Genomic DNA, 17,264 nt, shown 5'->3' on the forward strand with positions numbered 1-17,264 from the left:
ACCGGGAGGGGAGGCTGAAGGCGTTCGACGAGGGAGGGCGCAAGGTGTACGATACGATAGCCGGCCGCAGGAGGCGGCTGGGGCTGGCCGCCTAGGCCGTCCGGAAAAACGTCCGCACCCCCAAATCCCAAAAAACGCAGTCTTTCGATAAGCCCAGCCAGAAAAAAGAGGGTAAAGCGCGAAGCCCATGAGAGCATCCCCCAACACGAACAACGGCACCGTAGCCCACGAAACCCATGCAGGCGTACCCAGATTGGCCAGATAGGCCATGCCCATAACAACCGTAAGGCCAACAGCCGCAACCGCACATGCCAAGGATAATATCCGTGAGCTCTTCTTGCCTCGCAGCACAACGATACATTCAACCAACAACAACACGCCATACGCAATGGACAGATACGCCTCTTGAGCGATACCAGCCCGCGGATTCACCAACGCATTCAAAAACAAGGCAGGGCGAGCCAAATGTCCCAAACATCCCACCAGCCCCAAGCCCAGCAGCGCCAAGCACACCAGCGGGAACAGCCACGGGCGCGCGCCGCGCGCATCGGCCCCGACCGCCCCTGCGGCTCCGACCCCATCAGGCCCGCCGAGGCCGCCCGCCTTGCCAGCGAGCGCGACGCCCGCATTCTCGCGCCCACCCACGGGAAACGCCGCGCTTGCAACGTAAGCCCCGGCAGACAGGCCGGCGAGCGTCGTGAAAACGAACAACGGAAACTCCGAAATCACGTTTCTCCCCCTTTCTCTGCGTATCTCGTCCCTGAATGGGAAGCGGCGCGGGCGGTTGCCTAGGATACGCCGAGCGAATTCCCCTTCTCATTCGTCGGTGTCATACTAATATGATTCACTAGTTCAGTCAAGAGGTATTCCACCTTGCCCGGTTTTGTAGGATAATGAAGCCGAGGAGAAAACCGCGGGCAAGCGAGGATGCGTGTACGGAGCCTTGGTCATAGCGTACCTGTTCTTGGGAGGCGTCGCAGCCGGCGGCTTTTTCGCCATGGCTGCATGGAGCCTCGCGTTTGAACGCTCGACGTGCACGAACGCCTGGACGCGCGCGAATGCGGGCGGCCTCGGCAGACGGACGGGCAACGCCGTCGCCGCCCCCGCGCGCACCGCCAACGGCGCCCTGCTGCGCCGCGCCCAGGCGTTCTCCTCCCTCCAAGCGCGCATGTACACGCTCTGCCTCGCGCTGCTCGCCCTGGCCGTCGCGTTGCTGCTGTGGGACCTTGGTCGCCCCGAGCGCGCGTTGCTCGTGCTTTTGCACCCGCACGCCACCGTCATCACGTTCGGCGCGTTCTGCCTCGTCACCGAGCTGGCGCTCGGCTCCCTGCTCGTGCTGGGCAGCCTCTTTCGCCTCCCCTTCGCGCAGGGCCGCCTGAAGCGCGCAGCCGAGGTCCTCTGCTGCGCGTTCTCCCTCGCCACGATGGCGTACACCGGCGTGTTCCTCGTAGGAAACCTCGCGGTGCCGCTGTGGAACACCTGGACGATCGCAGCCGTGTTCACCTGCTCGTCGCTGTCGGGCGGCGTGTCGCTGCTGCTGCTCGCGGACTACTTCATCAAAGACCAGACGCTGCTTCTGCGCGCAGTGCGCCCGCTGCAGAAGTGTCACCTCGTCTGCCTTGCCGCAGAAGCGGCGTCGATCGCCCTGTTCATGGGCGTCGCCTTTGGAAACCCCGCCGCGCAAAGCTCGCTCGACCTCTTGCTCTCCCCCGACATGCTGGCCACCGCGGTGGTGGGCGCGCTCGGCTGCGGGCTTGTCGCGCCCGCCCTTTTGGAAACGTATTCGCTCACGCGCAAGGAGTGCCGGACCATCCCCGTGTCCGACGTCCTGTGCCTGTTCGGCGGGCTGTGCCTGCGCTACTGCGTGATTGCATGCGGGGGAATCTGACGGCAACAGGAAAGGCACCATGCAGAATTTCAACGACATACCCGGCAGCGATAACGGCAGCGGTAACGGCTCCAGCAGCGGCGAAGGCATCCGGCACGACGGAAGCGAGCGCGGCGGCAACGGCAGCGCAGGCAGCGACGACGCCATCGTGTTCCGCGTGGACGAGACGTCCGACCTGCCCATCTGGGCGCAGCTGCGCAACCGCATCGCGTACCTCATCCGCACGGGGCGCTTCAAGGCGGGCGACCAGCTGCCCAGCGTGCGCAGCCTGGCCGCCGAGGCGAGGATCAACTACAACACCGTGGCGAAGGCGTACCGCGACCTGGAGCTTTCCGGCTTCATCGTGTCGGTGCGCGGACGCGGCATGTTCGTGCAGAAAAACGTGGCGGCAAGCAGCGCCGAGGAGGAGGCCATCGACGCGCTCGTGGAAAGCTGCATCAAGCAGTACCGGGCCAGGGGCATGGCCTATCGCGAGGTGCGCGAGCGCATGACCGGAATCGTGGACGAGCTCGAGCGCAAAGCGCGCGAAGCCGAGGAGGAGAAGAGGGATTATGCGACCGTTTAGCGGAAGAGACACAGGATACGGCACCGCGACAGGCGCGGGCGCGGCAGGCGGCGCGGGAGGCCGGCGCTTCACCGACGCGAACGACCCCTCCGCGCGCAGCCCGGAGATCGAGGCGCTCAACTCGCCGCGCACCCGGCACGTGGACGACAACGCCTCCAACGTGTTCTCGGCGTTCGTGTTCGTGCTGGCGTTCCTCGTCGCCACGGCGCTGGGGTTCCTCATCGCGGGCGACATGAACATCTGGGTGCTGTGCATCGGGTTCGCCGTGGCCGTGATCGCCATCTTCACCGTCCGCATCGCCGCGCAGTGGGAGCGCATCATCATCCTGCGCTTCGGCTCCTTCAACCGCGTGGCGGGGCCGGGCCTGTATTTCACCATCCCGTTCGTCGAGCACATCGCCCTGCGCGCCGACCAGCGCGTCATGCTCACCGGCTTCAACGCCGAGGAAACGCTCACGAGCGACCTCGTGCCCGTGAACGTGGACGCCGCCGTGTTCTGGATGGTGTGGGACGCCGAGAAGGCGTGCATGGAGGTGGAGAACTACTACGACGCCGTGAGCATGGCCGCTCAGACGGCGCTGCGCGACGCCATCGGCCGCAAGAGCATCTCGGACGTGACCGTGCACCGCGACAAGCTCGACCAAGAGCTGCGCGACAAGATCGAGGAGAAGGCCAGCACCTGGGGCGTGTCGGTGATCTCGGTGGAGATCCGCGATATCGTGATCCCCAAGGAGCTGCAGCGCGACATGGCCGCCGCCGCGAAGGCCGAGCGCGAGAAGGACGCGCGCATCGTGCTGGCCGAGGTGGAGAAGGACGTGGCAGCCATGCTGCTGGAGGCCACCGAGGTGTACCGCCGAGACGAGATGGCCTTCGAGCTGCGCTCGATGCACCTTTTGAGCGAGGGCGTGAAGGAGTCGAACGGCACGCTCGTGATCCCCAGCGCCTTGCTTTTTTGCTTCCATTAAATCTTCCTTACTATATTCCATTGTTACCCTCCATAACTTCTGATTGTTGCCGTCTTGACGATTATGTATCTTTACATTACCTTCTGAAACATATGGCGCACCTTGTCCAGGCGGCTGTTTGGACGGCGGGGCTGGATGACCGGCTGACCGACAGCGGCCTGATACCCTTTCAGTTCTGTAAGGCATACGCTCTGCCCGTTGGTGTAAAAGGCCAGATCAGTACGGTATGCCTGTATACAGCGGGCGGGAATCTCGCCAGTAAAGACAACTTCATCCTTTTTTACCTGGACCGTTTCGATGGTGGCACAGTATTTCGGTGCATCATGATAAGCCCTGGAAAGATATTCCCGGGGCGCATAGAGGGTGAAGGAGAGATAAGGTTCCAGCAGTTGCGTCCCTGATTCCTTCAATGCCTGTTCCAATACAATCGGGGCCAATGAGCGGAAGTCCGCCGGCGTGCTGACCGGACTGTAATAAAGCCCGTATTCAAAGCAAATCTTACAGTCCGTTACGTTCCAGCCGAACAAGCCCTGCTCCAGCCCGTAACGGATACCATCCCTGACAGCGTTTTGAAAACTCTGGTTCAAGTATCCCAGCGAAACCCGGCTCTCGTATTGTACACCGGAGCCAAGCGGGAGTGGTGTAACAGACAGTCCGATGGATGCCCAAAACGGGTTGGGCGGCACCTCGATATGGATGGTGTGGCTGGCTGCTTTGAGCGGCCGCTCCATATAAATGACGGTGGGTTCCTTTACCACTGTTTCAAGCTTGTATTTTTCCGACAGCAAAGCGGAAACAACCTCCAACTGCACCCGGCCCAAAAAAGAAAGAATGATCTCATGGGTGATGGAATCCACCTCGCAGCGCAAAAGCGGGTCAGTATCCGCAAGTTGCGTAAGAGCGTCCAGCAGCCGTTCTCTTTGCGCTGCCGTTTTCGGCGCAATCGACGTCCGCAGCATGGGGAGGGGGTCCTCACGCCACCTTTTACGAGGGAGCCGGGTTGGGTCCCCTAATACATCGTTTAACCTCACGCTGTCGCTGGGAAGGATAACAATTTCACCCGGATAAGCGGTGTCTGTCCGAACAATTTCCCCTTTGGATGGAATACGCATCTCTGTGATTTTCAGCTTTTCTCTCCCGGCCAGGGCCACCGTATCCCGCAGGCGCAGCGTTCCGCTGTATAGCCGTAGATAGACACGCCGCTGGCCGCAATCTGTATACTCCACCTTGAAAACGCTGCCGCATAGGGCGGCGCTCCCCTGTTCCCCAATCGGTTGGAACAGCCCTGTCACCGCATCCATCAACGGTTGAATGCCAAGGCCCTTTTTGGCGCTGCCATAATAGACCGGGAACAGGGAGGCGTCTTGAACCCGCCGCTGTTCCTCCCGCACAAGTTTTTCCCGGCTGATTGGTTCTCCTGCGATATACTTTTCCAATAATTTATCGTTATTTTCGATGACCGCATCCCATGCTTCTATGTCGGTATTTTCCTCCAGGACTATTTCCGGGGACAGCGACACCGTCTGCTTGATGATAATATCGGCGGAGAGCTTATCCCGAACAGACTGAACCACGCTCTGCAAATCAACGCCAGCCTGGTCGATCTTGTTGATAAAGATAACGGTGGGAATGTTCATTTTCCGCAGGGCATGGAACAGAATACGGGTCTGGGCCTGCACGCCATCTTTAGCGGAGATCACCAAGATGGCCCCATCTAAAACAGCCAAAGAGCGGTACACCTCCGCCAAAAAATCCATGTGGCCGGGCGTATCCACAATGTTGACTTTACATCTGTGCCACTGGAAGGAAGTGACTGCCGCTTGAATGGTAATCCCACGCTGCCGCTCCAAAAACATGGTGTCCGTCCTCGTTGTCCCTTTTTCGACGCTCCCCGGTTCTGAAATGGCTCCGCTGGCATATAGCAGGCTCTCCGTCAAGGTCGTCTTTCCAGCGTCTACATGGGCAAGAATTCCAATATTGATTATTTTCATGTGATTGTCCTCCCTTTACTGCCCCGAAGGGCATAAAAATCCCCAGCAGTAAAATACTTTTACCACTGGGGATGATAATTTGCGGACATACACATATACAGCATACACCTGTTTGTGAGTGCTGTTTTTGGGGATATGTCAAAATTGATAAGGCAAAAGTATTCTTAAATTGGGTACAAAAAACTAAGCTCCTACAAAAGGGACTATCATAATCCTTTGTTCCCACTATTTGATTATAGTTTTATTTAAGAATACCTTGCCGCATATTTTTTACTCCTTTTCTGGATTAAATCATTGTATCACATCAGTTTTAGGAAAGCAAGTACCTAAAAGAAATTTTTCTTCCCCTTATATGTAACAATCATACCGGCTTCCTAGCGTTCAGAATGTTTTCTGCTGTCTGCTGTGGTGTTTGGTTGGAATTGTCCAACCAAAAGCCGATCCGTGGTGTTGTCTGCATTTTACTAAATACAAATTCAATGTATACAGAAAGATATAAGGAGTGGGAGGGATTCCGCCGTAGTTGGCATTGTAGGAAAATCCAAAAGTTTAGATTTTCCCACAATGCTTATCTTTTGGTCTTTGGTTCGGAATAGTGTAGTGCTGGCGGTCTATCTCTTGTTTTCGGTTGCTTGCTTCCTTACCGTACATGAGCATACTCCGAGGGCTTCAAGCGCGAGAAGCCGGGGAAGGAATAGCGCGCGACGCGGGAGCCTCGGAGGACAGACAAGCCGCGATCGGGGCCGATGCGGCGAGAGGTGCGCACGGGCATGGCAGGGCGCTCGCGCAGGAATTCATAGAGGAGAGGGTGGACGCGAGCGCAAAGCGTCGCGACGCGAGGTCCGCGCGCAAGCGCGTGCGCGAGAACGCGCCGCAGCGCGAAAGACGCCGCCCCTACCCCTTCGACGCGCTCGCCGCTCGCGGCAGAAACACCATGCCGACGACGAAGCCGATCGCAATGAGGGCGGCTTGGACCGCGAAACTCACGCCGAAGCCGAACGCATCGATGCCGAGGGCGTTGCCGGAAGCGCTCGCCATAACGGCGATGAGCGCCGACGAGGCGATGGAGCCGAATATCTGGCGAAGCGACGTGATGATGGCCGTGCCCTGGGCGATGTCCGCGGTGGACAGCGTGGTGCACGCATGGGCGGTCAGCGGCATCATGAGGCACGCCACGCCCACCGTGCGCACGCCGTACAGGACCGTCACCACCCACTCAGGCGTGTCGGCGTCGAGCAGACAGAACGCAAGCGTCCCCGTCACCAGCACCGTGCAGCCGACCGCGATGAGCGGGCGCGGCCCGTGGCGGTCGAGCATCCGTCCGGTCACGGGATTGAGCAACCCCAAAAGCACGGCTCCCGGCAGGATGGTGAGGCCGGACACGGCGGCGCTCGCGCCCTGCACGTCCTGCACGAACAGCGGCACCATGATGGATCCGGCCATGAACGCCATGTTCGCCATCAGCACGAGCATCGTGGACACCGTGAACGTGCGACTGCGAAAGCACGCCAGCTTGAGCAGCGGGTTCTCGATGCGCAGCTGGCGCCGCGCGAACACCGCGAGCGCCGCAGCCCCCGCCGCGAACGCAAAGATGGCCGACAGCGCAAGCCCGCCTCCCGACTCGGCCAGCGTCACGCCCGCCATGATGGCGCAGGATCCCAGCGTGTACAGCAGCCCGGACGGAACATCGAAGCGCTCGGGCGCGCTCGGGCGCTTCACCACATCGGCGAGCAGGGGGAACGCAAGCGCGATCACCACCACGGTAACGGAACCCAGCACCACGAACACCGACCGCCATCCCCAGAAGTCGATGAGAAAGCCGGAGATGGTGGGTCCGATGGCCGGCGCGAAGCCGATGATGAGGCCCACAAGGCCCATCGCGCGTCCGTACTCGCTTTTGGGGTACACCGACAGCGCCACCACCTGGATGAGCGGCAGCGCAATGCCCGCACCGCCCGCTTGCAGCAGACGGGCGGCCAGCAAAAGCGGATAGTTCGGCGCGAACAGCGCGGCCGCGCATCCTAAGACGAAGCACAGCATCGATGCGATGAACAGGGTCTTCGAGTTCACGCGATGGACGAGAAACGCGGTCATGGCCGAGATGAGGCCGAGTGTGAAAATGTAGGACGTGGTGAGCAACTGGCCAAGCGAAGCGCCCACGCCGTATTCGTGCATGATGGTGGGCAGCGCCGAGATCATCATGCTTTGCGAGATGCACGCGGCGGTAGTGCCGGACATCATGATGGCGAGCACGACGAAGCGCTGCCGCTTCGGCAGGCCGTCGGGTTTCTGCTCTGTCTCGCCCTTGCGCTCCATGCCCTCCATAGTAGCACCATGATCGTCCCGTGCGCGGTTTTGCGGCAAACGAGCATGTTACGGCTGGCGAACGCGCAAGCGAAGGGACGAGGGAGGGGGCAAGGAGGCGTGCGGAAAACGTCTACCGCAGCTTCGCGCGGCGGTCGCGCCAGTCGGGCATGAAGGTGTCCATGAGGCGTTGGAAGCGGGGGCCGTGGCCGCGTTCGAGCAGGTGGCACAGCTCGTGGACCACCACGTATTCCAAGCACTCCGGCGGGTAGAGCGCGAGGCGCACGTTGATGCAGATGCGGCCCGTGGCCGGCTGGCAGCTGCCCCAGCGGCTCGTCATATTGCGGTAGGCCACCTTGCCCGCCTTCACGCCCATGATGGGCTCCCACGCCTCGATGAGCGCGGGCACGCACGCCTCCACCACCGCGCGCCATTCCCTCACCTCGTCAGGCGCAGCCGCTGCGGCCCGACCGCGCGGGGAGGCCGCCAGCGCGCGGCGCGTGCGCTCGATCCACGCGCGGCGGTCGCGCACGAACGCCGCGACGACCTCGCGGCTCGCATGGGGCGGCGCGGACACGGCCACGCTGCCGTCCGCGTCCCTCACCCGCAGGTTGAGGTTCTTCACGCGCTTGCGCGTGAGCGTGACGGGAATGCTGTCCACCTCGAACTCCTCGGGCGGGGCCACCGCCGCTCCGCGCCCGCGCCGGGCACCGCCGCTCCGCGAACCGTAGCGCGAGCTGCCGGCCTCGCCGTTGCGACCCCGGCTTGCGATGCCGCCGCGACCCCCGACGCGACCAGCACCGCCGTTGCCACCGCCCGCAGCGCCACCACCACAGCTTTGGCTTGAACCCCCGACGCGACCCGCGGCGGCACTATTGCCAGCACCTCCGTGTCGCAAACCGCCGCCGCTCACGCTGCCGCCCGGGCCGCTGCTGCGACCCCGCCTTACGCCGCCGCTGCCGTCCGAGCCGCCAGCGCCCATTCGCGGCAGCCTCACGGCCTCTCCCCCATCGCCAGGTCGTACGCCTCGTTGCGGGCAAGGCCGAACTCATCCATCAACCGACGCGCCACTTCCTTGGTGCGCAAACCCTCGGCCCGCAGTTCTGCGGCACGCACGGCAGCCCCGGCGGCGGCAGCGGCCCCGGCGGCGGCGACTTCGGCCTCGCTCGGGCCGTCGATCACGATGACGATCTCGCCCTTCACGCCGCCCGCCGCCTCGCGCGCGGCCAGTTCGTCGCGCAACTGCGGCAAAGGCGCGCGTAGCACCTCCTCGTGCAGCTTCGTGAGCTCACGGCACACGGCCGCCTCGCGCAGCGGGAACGCCTCGGCGATACACGCGAGCGCCGCCGCCACGCGGTTCGGGCTCTCGTAGAACACGAGCGCGGCATCGAGCGCGCGCAATCCCTCCAAAAGCGCGCGGCGCTCGGCTTCCTTGCGTGGGAAGAAGCCGCCGAAATAAAAGCGCGAGTTGCAGCAACCGCTCGCCACGTAGGCCGTCGCGGCCGCCGTCGGCCCCGGCAGCACTTCCACGGGCGCGTCGGCGTCGCGACAGGCACGCACGAGACGCAGCCCCGGATCGGACACGCCGGGCATGCCCGCGTCGGAGCAGTAGGCCACCACCTCGCCGGCCTTCACACGCGCGACGATGGCCGCTGCGCGCTCGCCGATCAAGCCCTCGTCCAACCTCTCAAGCCGCTTCTCTATTCCGCATGCCGCCAAAAGCCGCCCCGTCACGCGCGTGTCCTCGGCGCACACGACATCCGCCGCGCGCAGCGCTTCCAAGGCGCGCGCGGTCATGTCGCCCAGATTCCCCAGCGGCGTGGGGCAGATGATGAGCCTCCCGGCATCGCTTTCGTCCACGGCCAAGCCTTACCGCCGACGCATCAGCACGAACGCCACCACCAGCACGATAAGCGCCACCACCACGATGCCGCCCACGATGAACGGAAGAGGATTGTCCCCCGTGTTCGCCAACGCGCTTTGAGCAAGCTCCATAGCCGCTCCTTCCCTCGAGTCTCCGTTTTGCGTTTCGTCACATTGTCCGTCATCCGAGCCTCGCTGGCAAACGCCTTGTAGCAGCAGCCCGCTCGCGCCCGCAAACGCGTTTTCAGCGATGACGGGGCGCAGCCGTCTGGATGGCGGTGCGAGCCCTTTGGATGGCGACACGCAGTCGTTTGCCGCCCACGCACGCGCCTCGGATGGCAAAAAATCACCGAAGTCGGAAGATTTCGCACCTTGTCCGGCCTCGGTCTGGATGCGGCACTTCCAGCGATCAGGGCTTTCTTGAAAAGCCGCGGGAGAGATGCGCCTAGATTTTCCGATTTCGGTAAATTCCTGCCATTCGAACGCAAACGGGGGGGCTACCACTTGGGCGACATCCTGCGCGCCGACGCCCACTGCCCACCGCGCGCGGAAAGGGTCGGCTCGTGGCGAGTTTTGACGGAAAGCCGCAGTCACCTTGTGGCCGCTTTGCCGGATGGGGATCGTGTTGCTTCTCCGAGCAGGAGAGATGCGGAGGCTCGGGAAGCGTCGATGTCAAAAGGGCCGCGATTCGCCGTCCCTCGAGGCAACTTTCCGCAAAACCCGTCAAAGCAACGAGGCTGCGGCGTCCGGCGTTCGCAAGCGCGACGTTTTGACAGGCGCGCGCTCGCAGGGAAGAAGCGCGGTGGAGCGCGTAACGGAAGCCGTGGCAGGGGCGGGGATAATGTTTCGTCCCTTTAAATCTTTGGGAGTCGTTGATTTTCCAGGAATGAGACATCATCCCATCCCCTGCCACGCGGCGTCTTCCCGTTGCCGCAGTCCCCCCGGACGACCGCTCGGGTATGGGGGGGGAGCGGGCGCACGGGGCGGCGAGGCTTGGTCGGCGCGGACGCGACCGTCTCGCAGGGCTGCCACTGTCGGAGCGACACGCCGACTGCCGTTGGGGTGGCGAGCCGAGCGTTGTCGGGGCAGCATGCCGGTCACTGTCGGAGCAGTCACTGCCAGGGCGGCGTGCCAGCCGCGGTCGGAGCGACGCGCCGACCGCAAAACGGTAAGGAAATGGAGAAAAAATGGCGATATTGTACCGAACGCGGGCGAGAGAGGTGCTTCGGAGGCCCTTGCCGGGTTGTTTCGGTAAACCTTGGCTAGTTTTTCGATCATATTTTACCGTATTGGCCCTTTTCAAGCTCCCGGTCAGCCCCAGCCGGAGCATTTCGGTAAAATATCAGGAAGAAAGTCGGGATCTCTTACCGCAAGGAATCGCACTCGCCACTCGCCCGTCACCGATCCCCGCAGCGGGGGCGCGGGAATGCCGAGAGCGCAGGGACGGTGGAGGCGAAGGAGCGGCGACGAGACGCGCGAAACGCACGCAGCCTCAGACAACATCGGGGTGTTCGCCGAAGGCTGCTGAATAGCGGCTCACGCGAAACGCACGCAGTCCCGGCGCGCTACGAGAACTTCACCGCGCACAGCGCCACGAAGCCCACGACCACCACCAGCGCCAACACGTTCATCACACGCAGCGGCACCTTCGCCAAAAGCTTCTGGCACAGCGGGTACACCACCCACGTGTACAGCATGGCCACGGCGGCCAGCGCCACGTCGTTCACAAGCCATGCCTGTCCCAACACGTTGAACGGAAGCTCGGAGTTATCCCACAGCGGGTACTCGCCCAAAGCGTCCGGGCGGTTCAGCATGAAGCCCATGCCCAACTCCATGACCAAGCACACCGCAACGGCGATCAGGAAGAACTGCGCGCCCGCGCCCGCCAGCGTGCGCCGCTTGGCAACAAGGCGCTCCCGCAGCGGCACGAGCGCGACGACGCACACCACCACGCCCACGCCGTACGCGAGAAACGGATACAGCGGGTCATCCCATACGAGCGAATCGTCGTCCACGATGCCGAAGCACACGTCCATGAACAGGCAGTAGGCGATCTCCATCCAGTGGCCCACCACGCTGAACACGCAGAAGTACACAGCGAGGTTGCGCCAGAACGCGAACGCGTCGGGCGCATAGCCGTGCAGCTCATCCTCACGCGTGAGCAAAGGCATGGCAGCCACCTGCGCCTATGCCACGCAAGACAAGTCGAAGGAGGGCGGCGCAAACGCTCCCCGCTCCGAAAGGTCCGCGAGCGCGCCCGCGACCCGCCCCGCGAAGCCCGCACCCACAACCGCGTCCCGCCCCGCGAGGCTGGAGCTCGCACCCTCGCCCGCGAACGCGCCCTGCCCTGCAAACTCCGCGCTCGAAAGCGCAACCTCATCCCGCCCCGCAAGGCCCGCACCCGCACTCGCGCCTTCCGCAGGGGCCGCTGCCGTCGAGCCCTCTGCAACACACACGCCACCTGCGGATTCGGCGACAGCTGACCCGCCCCCCTCGGCGGCAGCCGACCCATCCTCCGCGCCGCCCATCATCTCGCCGACATCGATCTCGATCGTCGTATCCGCGCCGTCGGAGGTCACCGACACGCCCGGTAGCGCCACGTTGATGAAATACAGGAACACGAGGATGGCGAACCCCACGCACACGCCCGCGAACGCCGTGTTCACCACATCCTTGGACAGTTTGCGCAGCCCCGACTCAGCCGCGGGGTAGATGACCCACGTCATAAGCGTGGCCGCGATGCCGAACGCGACGGCGTTCTGCAGGCACACCTGCCCCATGAAGTTGCCGAACATGTCACGGTAGTCCCACAGCGCGTAATCCATGTTGAGCGCAAGGCCCATCGCCAGCTCGATGAGCGTGCACACGAGCGCGTTCACCACGAAGCTGATGAGCAGCGGCACCACGCGGCTGCCGATGTGCTTCTCCAGGAAGTTCTTGATGGGATAGAGCAAAAGCACGCACGCCACCGCGCCCACGCCGTACACGGGGAACGGATAGAGCCAGTCCGACCAGATCTGCGAGTTCGGGTCGTAGATGCCGGGCAGGAGGCCGAAGCGGATGAGCGTGCAGTACGCGGCCTCCATCCAGTGCCCCACCACGCTGAACACGCAGAAGTACATGATGAGGTTGCGCCAGAACGCCCACGTGCGCGGCTGGTAGTAGCTGATCTCGCGTGCAAGCTCCTCGCGCTTCACCTCAGCCGTGAACGGCTCGGTGAGGACGGCTTTCACGCGGCGCGACGTGAGGAAGTACAGGAACAGGATGATGTCGAACCACGAGTCGAGCAGCTGATCGAGGGGACTGAAATCACCCTGCCCCAAGTTATAGCCCACGCCGATGACGATATTGAACAGGCTGAACGCCATGATGAGCGAGCGAGCCGCCCGTTTGCGCTGCCAGATGAGCCAGAAGCTCATGGCCTCGAAGATGAGGTTGAGGTAGTCGAGCACATCCACGAAGTCGAGCGTGTAATGCTCCTTGATGAGAAACACCGACAAGGCCAGCGTGAGCAGGATGTTGATGGAGAATATCACCTGCAGAAAACGCATGAAGCCCAGCTTCTTGGGGTTGCTGAAATCCCGTGCCATACCTTTTGATCGCCCTTTCCTCTACCGTCATCTTCCTATCGCTCGGCCCTACCGGCGCGGCGACGTGCACCTGCGACGGCGCGCAACCGCACCGGCAACCGTCGCGCACGCCGCCGCGGCCAACGCGCAAAGCGCCGCCGCACACGCCGCAGCCGGATCGCCCGTGCGCGCAAGCGCCCTTGCCTCGCCCGATGCCCCGTCGGCTGCACCCGGATCATCCCCCGACGGAGGCGCAGGATCGGGTTCAGGCGCAGGATCGGGTTCAGGCGCGGGCTCGGGTTCGGGCGCAACCTCTTCCGCCGCATCGCCCGGCTGCGGCGCCGTCGCCACCGCCGTGGCAGAGAACACGCGGTACGGCTCGTTCTGCGTGGCCGCCAGCACGTACAGGTTGCCGTCGTAGGCAAGCGCCGAGGGCTCCAGCAGCCACTGCTGCGATGCGCGCTTCCCATAGGTGGACAGCCCGCCGTCTGCGGAAAGCGTGTAGGTGTCCGCCCGCCCGTCGTCGCTCTCGGGGCCGGCCAGCATGAACCCGTCTGCCGTCGCGGCAGACGCCCAAGCCAGCGCACCCGTCTCCCCCACCTGCTCCGAAATGTCAACCGGCGTGCAGGCAAGCTTGCCGTCGTCCTGCATGGCAAGCATATCGACGCCCTCCGCGCCGCGCCATTGCCCGCCCAAATTCACGCCGCCCGCCACGACGAACGTCCCGTTTCCGTATGCAACCTGCGGATACGCGCGCCCTGTCGACAGCGTGCCGCACGCCTCCAGCCGCTTGCCGGCAAAGTCCACGCGGTAGGCGTCCGCGCTGCTGTAGTCGCCCTCTTCCTCGGGCACGCACACTCCACCGAACAGGTACACCTGCTCGCCATCGCTTGCCAGCGTGCCGTGCAGGGGATGCTCCTCGTCGCCCGCAAACGAGAACCCCATCGGCTCCCACTCACCCTGCGCTGTGTAGCGCGCGAAACCCACCGTGTCGCCGTCGGATATCTGTAGCACCAGCGCGCCGTCCAGCGTGGCGCCCGATATGTCCACCACCGCGTCCTGCACGCCCAAGGCGCGCGCGACCTCGCCGGGCACCGGCACCTGCTCCCACGCCCGCACATCGGGACGGTAGCGCAGGAAGTGATCGTCCGCTCCGCTGTCCATCTGCTCCAAAGCGCGCGGCAGACAGTATACATCACCAGCGAAGCCCACCAGCTGCCACGCGCCCCAGTTGGAAAGCTCATCCGGCACGGGCAGGTTCGTCTGGTCGAAGTAGGCGGCATCGATGCGCTGGCCCAAGTCGGCCCGGTAGCAGGAATGCTTGCCGCCCGCCTCCGCGCGCACCACCACCTGCCCGCCCTTAAAGTCCGCAGGCTTCTCAACCGTCAGGCGCACGTTCGCGGGGTCGGCCCCCACCGGCTCGCATGCGGTCACCCGCGCCTCGGCATCGCCGAGCGTCACCTGCGTGCCCGCATCCATGAACCAGCCCTCCACCGCAACCGCACCGTCGCCGTCTTCCACCTTCGCAATCACCGGGCCGGGAGTTTCCGCGCCGTCCACCGATGCGTAGCCGCCCGTGGAGCACAAATCCTCGTAGCGCGCATCGGGCACCGCCGTGCCCTGCGTCAGCGCCGTTAGCTTCTCTGCCGCTTTCGCCGGCTCATCTGCCTCCGCCAGCCCCTTGCCGGCGATCACCGCCGCCGCACCCGCCACGGCCGGCGTGGCCATCGACGTGCCCTGATTGTAGGCGTAAGGCATCAAATCGCTGCCCAGGCCGATGCTGTCAAGGTAGATGGTGCCAGGCACCGCGCCCGCCGATGCGTCGGGCCCTTGGTTCACCAGCGCGAGCCCGATGCTGAATTGCTGCCAGTCGGTGTTCTTCGGGAGGGCGAAGAAGCAGCCCTCCCAGCCGCTGCCGCCGGCGCCGAACTGCTCGCGCGCGGCCAGCTGTCCATAGTTCCCGTCGGTCGTTTTCACCGCCAAGACGACGAGCGCGGGCGACATGCCGGTAGAAGTGCCGTCAACGCCCCTGCTCGTATAGCGGAGGCTGAGGTACTGCGGCTTCTCCTGCACGGCGGAAAGGTCGATGGGCTCGCTTTTGATCTGCACGAACGGCTGCTCAGGGTCGAGCTCGGCAGGGTCGTAGCCCACCGCGAGCGCCGCGTCGCCGTCGAAGCGGGCGGCCCCTTCCGCAACGGACACCCGCGCGTCGGCGAACCGCAGGTACTCCCCGCCAGCGACCGCCCCTTCCGCACGGGCATCCACACCACCGGCATCTACATCGCCGCCGTTCACACCGCTATCTCCCGTGCCGACGCTCGCACCGCCGCCACTCGCACCGCTAGCATCCGCATCGCCCGCGCTCACGTCGCCGGCATCCTCATCACTGGCATCCTCATCACTGGCATCCTCATCACTGGCATCCTCGCCACTGGCATCCTCGCCACCGCTCGCACCACTGGTACCAGCGCCGCCGGCATCCTCACCGCCGGCATCCTCACCGCCGGCATCCGCGTCGCTGCTCGCACCGCTGCCTCCCGCGCCGACGCTCACACCGTCCACCGCATGGGAGGCATCGTCGAAGCTCTCGTACAGCACGGCGTCGGCATCACCCTCGGCCAGATAGTTCTGGCGCGCGGGATCGGTGGCCCAGGTGGACAGGATGGTGGAGCCGGGTGCCACCACGTCGGTGGTGGTGAGGCCGCTCTCCGAGAACACCGCCAGCTCGCCCGCGGGGTTTGCCGCGTTCACGACCACCGCGTAGGGGTTGTCCGCCAGCGTGGTAGTGGTAGCGCCGGCGGCATCGTTGTCGTAGGCGGAGTTGCCCGCGCAGAAGAAGCTGGCGACGCCCTTGCGCCCCACTTCGGTGACGGCGATATCCACCGAGCGCCACTGCCCCTGCCCCAGAAGCCACGAGTTGTTGGACACGCGCACGTCCACGCCCGCGGCGCACGCGCGGCTCAGGTAATCGAAGCACAAGATCATCCCCGAGAGCGTGTTGTTATGGCGCACCGACATGATGCGCGCGTTCGGCGCGAGGCCGCTCACGCCCTGCCCGTCCCACTTCGCGGCGATGGTGCCGGCCACGTGCGTGCCGTGGTAGCTGGTCATGCCGGTGTACGATGTGATGCCCGCTTCCTCATCGCCTCCAACCGCGAAGCCGTGCTTGTCGCCGCCGATCTTTTGCTGCAACTCCGGCGACGCCTCCCACATCACGGGCGCGAGATCGGGGTTGGCCGCGTCCACGCCTGTATCGACCACGGCCACGATGACCTCTTCCAAGTCACCCGCCGCATCGCTGCTGTTCCAGTTGGCGTAGTCCATATCGCGAGCCTCGCTTGCGGGGATGCCCGCCATGCCCCCGTCGTTATCGAAGCCCCACAGGAAGCGGGAGAGGTCGGCTGCCACGCCGTCGGCATCTTGCGCGCCCGCCGCCCCCGCATCGTCGGCATCTTGGTCGAACGCGCCCGCCGCCCCCGCACCGCTGCTACCTTGGTCGGGCGCGCCCGCTGCCGCCGCGTCGCTCGCGAGCGCCCCCTGCGCGGCCTCTTCGGCCTCGCCATCCGTCCGCACCAACGCGTTCGGTTCGGCGAACGCCACGCGCGGATCAGCCTCCAACTCGGCTATCAGCTCCGCTGCCGTCTTGCCCTCGTCGCGCACCAGCACGAGACGCCCTGCCGGATACGCGGAATCATCCGGCCCGTTCGCCTCGTCCGGCCCATTCGCCGCAGACGCGGGCGCGACGGCCAACGCCTCGGCCCCCAGCGCCTCCTCTGCCGCAGACCCATCGACATCCATCAGGGTCTCGGCGTTCGCCAGCACGTCGCCGCCACGGCTGTTTTCCTCGAAGGGCCGCGTGGCGGGCGTGCCGCCATCCATCACGTACGCGATGGCCTCATGCTCTACATAGGCACCGGGCTCCAGCTGCAGCGGCTCCACCGCGCCACCACCGTCCGCAGCGCTCACCGGCATGCTGGCAGCCGCGCCATCCACCTCGTCCGCAGCGCCCGTCGGCTCATCCGCGAACGCCGTACCGCCCGGCACCAGCGAGCACGCCAAAAGCGCCGCCAGCGCGATCTTCCCGAATCGGCCCATCGCTCCTCCTGTCATCGCTTCCTCC

General features: G+C 64.4%; 11 protein-coding genes. 3 read left to right on the forward strand and 8 right to left on the reverse strand.

Annotated features, from left to right (window positions below; all coding sequences use genetic code 11):
- Positions 1-931: 931 nt before the first annotated feature.
- From nrfD to C2L80_RS02955, 3 genes are read left to right on the forward strand one after another with little or no spacing between them, the layout of a single operon-like run.
- Entirely contained in the window at positions 932-1,888 is a 957-nt protein-coding gene (gene nrfD, locus C2L80_RS02945) for an NrfD/PsrC family molybdoenzyme membrane anchor subunit (RefSeq protein ID WP_087196665.1), read from the forward strand.
- A 19-nt stretch (positions 1,889-1,907) separates the two neighbouring features.
- Entirely contained in the window at positions 1,908-2,453 is a 546-nt protein-coding gene (locus C2L80_RS02950; protein WP_087196667.1) for a GntR family transcriptional regulator, read from the forward strand.
- Positions 2,440-3,417: a slipin family protein gene (locus C2L80_RS02955; protein ID WP_087196669.1), complete on the forward strand. Its 978-nt coding sequence runs from the start codon at positions 2,440-2,442 to the stop codon at positions 3,415-3,417. Before C2L80_RS02950 ends, C2L80_RS02955 begins: the two co-directional genes overlap by 14 nt.
- Before the next feature lie 71 nt (positions 3,418-3,488).
- On the opposite strand, the gene tet(W) is transcribed toward C2L80_RS02955, so the two are convergent.
- The 8 genes from tet(W) to C2L80_RS02995 form a co-directional block, all read right to left on the reverse strand.
- The gene (tet(W), locus tag C2L80_RS02960) at positions 3,489-5,408 is read right to left on the reverse strand and encodes a tetracycline resistance ribosomal protection protein Tet(W) (protein WP_033523205.1); all 1,920 of its coding nucleotides are present in this window, start codon (positions 5,406-5,408) and stop codon (positions 3,489-3,491) included.
- A gap of 894 nt (positions 5,409-6,302) precedes the next feature.
- On the reverse strand, positions 6,303-7,733 hold the full coding sequence (locus C2L80_RS02970; RefSeq protein ID WP_087196672.1) for a DHA2 family efflux MFS transporter permease subunit: 1,431 nt from the start codon (positions 7,731-7,733) through the stop codon (positions 6,303-6,305).
- A gap of 112 nt (positions 7,734-7,845) precedes the next feature.
- The gene (locus tag C2L80_RS02975; protein WP_087196674.1) at positions 7,846-8,397 is read right to left on the reverse strand and encodes a M48 family metallopeptidase; all 552 of its coding nucleotides are present in this window, start codon (positions 8,395-8,397) and stop codon (positions 7,846-7,848) included.
- 308 nt (positions 8,398-8,705) lie between these two features.
- Complete coding sequence (gene rsmI / locus C2L80_RS02980) at positions 8,706-9,572, reverse strand: 16S rRNA (cytidine(1402)-2'-O)-methyltransferase (protein WP_224759247.1); 867 nt, start codon at positions 9,570-9,572, stop codon at positions 8,706-8,708.
- A gap of 9 nt (positions 9,573-9,581) precedes the next feature.
- Positions 9,582-9,707 (reverse strand): LPXTG cell wall anchor domain-containing protein, encoded by a 126-nt coding sequence (locus C2L80_RS13675; RefSeq protein ID WP_129589875.1) that lies wholly within the window; start codon positions 9,705-9,707, stop codon positions 9,582-9,584.
- Positions 9,708-11,140: 1,433 nt separating this feature from the next.
- Entirely contained in the window at positions 11,141-11,746 is a 606-nt protein-coding gene (locus tag C2L80_RS02985) for a putative ABC transporter permease (protein WP_087196675.1), read from the reverse strand.
- 15 nt (positions 11,747-11,761) lie between these two features.
- On the reverse strand, positions 11,762-13,165 hold the full coding sequence (locus C2L80_RS02990; RefSeq protein ID WP_087196676.1) for a putative ABC transporter permease: 1,404 nt from the start codon (positions 13,163-13,165) through the stop codon (positions 11,762-11,764).
- 48 nt (positions 13,166-13,213) lie between these two features.
- On the reverse strand, positions 13,214-17,239 hold the full coding sequence (locus tag C2L80_RS02995; protein ID WP_169998965.1) for a S8 family serine peptidase: 4,026 nt from the start codon (positions 17,237-17,239) through the stop codon (positions 13,214-13,216).
- Positions 17,240-17,264: the final 25 nt, after the last annotated feature.

Source organism: Rubneribacter badeniensis, from assembly GCF_002899695.1.
Taxonomy (GTDB): domain Bacteria; phylum Actinomycetota; class Coriobacteriia; order Coriobacteriales; family Eggerthellaceae; genus Rubneribacter; species Rubneribacter badeniensis.

What these genes read in the sequence shown, in the direction of transcription:
- C2L80_RS13675 (WP_129589875.1), bottom strand. Translation starts at nt 9,707, where the DNA reads ATGGAGCTTGCTCAAAGCGCGTTGGCGAACACGGGGGACAATCCTCTT.
- C2L80_RS02995 (WP_169998965.1), bottom strand. Translation starts at nt 17,239, where the DNA reads ATGGGCCGATTCGGGAAGATCGCGCTGGCGGCGCTTTTGGCGTGCTCG.
- C2L80_RS02990 (WP_087196676.1), bottom strand. Translation starts at nt 13,165, where the DNA reads ATGGCACGGGATTTCAGCAACCCCAAGAAGCTGGGCTTCATGCGTTTT.
- C2L80_RS02955 (WP_087196669.1), top strand. Translation starts at nt 2,440, where the DNA reads ATGCGACCGTTTAGCGGAAGAGACACAGGATACGGCACCGCGACAGGC.
- C2L80_RS02970 (WP_087196672.1), bottom strand. Translation starts at nt 7,733, where the DNA reads ATGGAGGGCATGGAGCGCAAGGGCGAGACAGAGCAGAAACCCGACGGC.
- C2L80_RS02950 (WP_087196667.1), top strand. Translation starts at nt 1,908, where the DNA reads ATGCAGAATTTCAACGACATACCCGGCAGCGATAACGGCAGCGGTAAC.
- C2L80_RS02985 (WP_087196675.1), bottom strand. Translation starts at nt 11,746, where the DNA reads ATGCCTTTGCTCACGCGTGAGGATGAGCTGCACGGCTATGCGCCCGAC.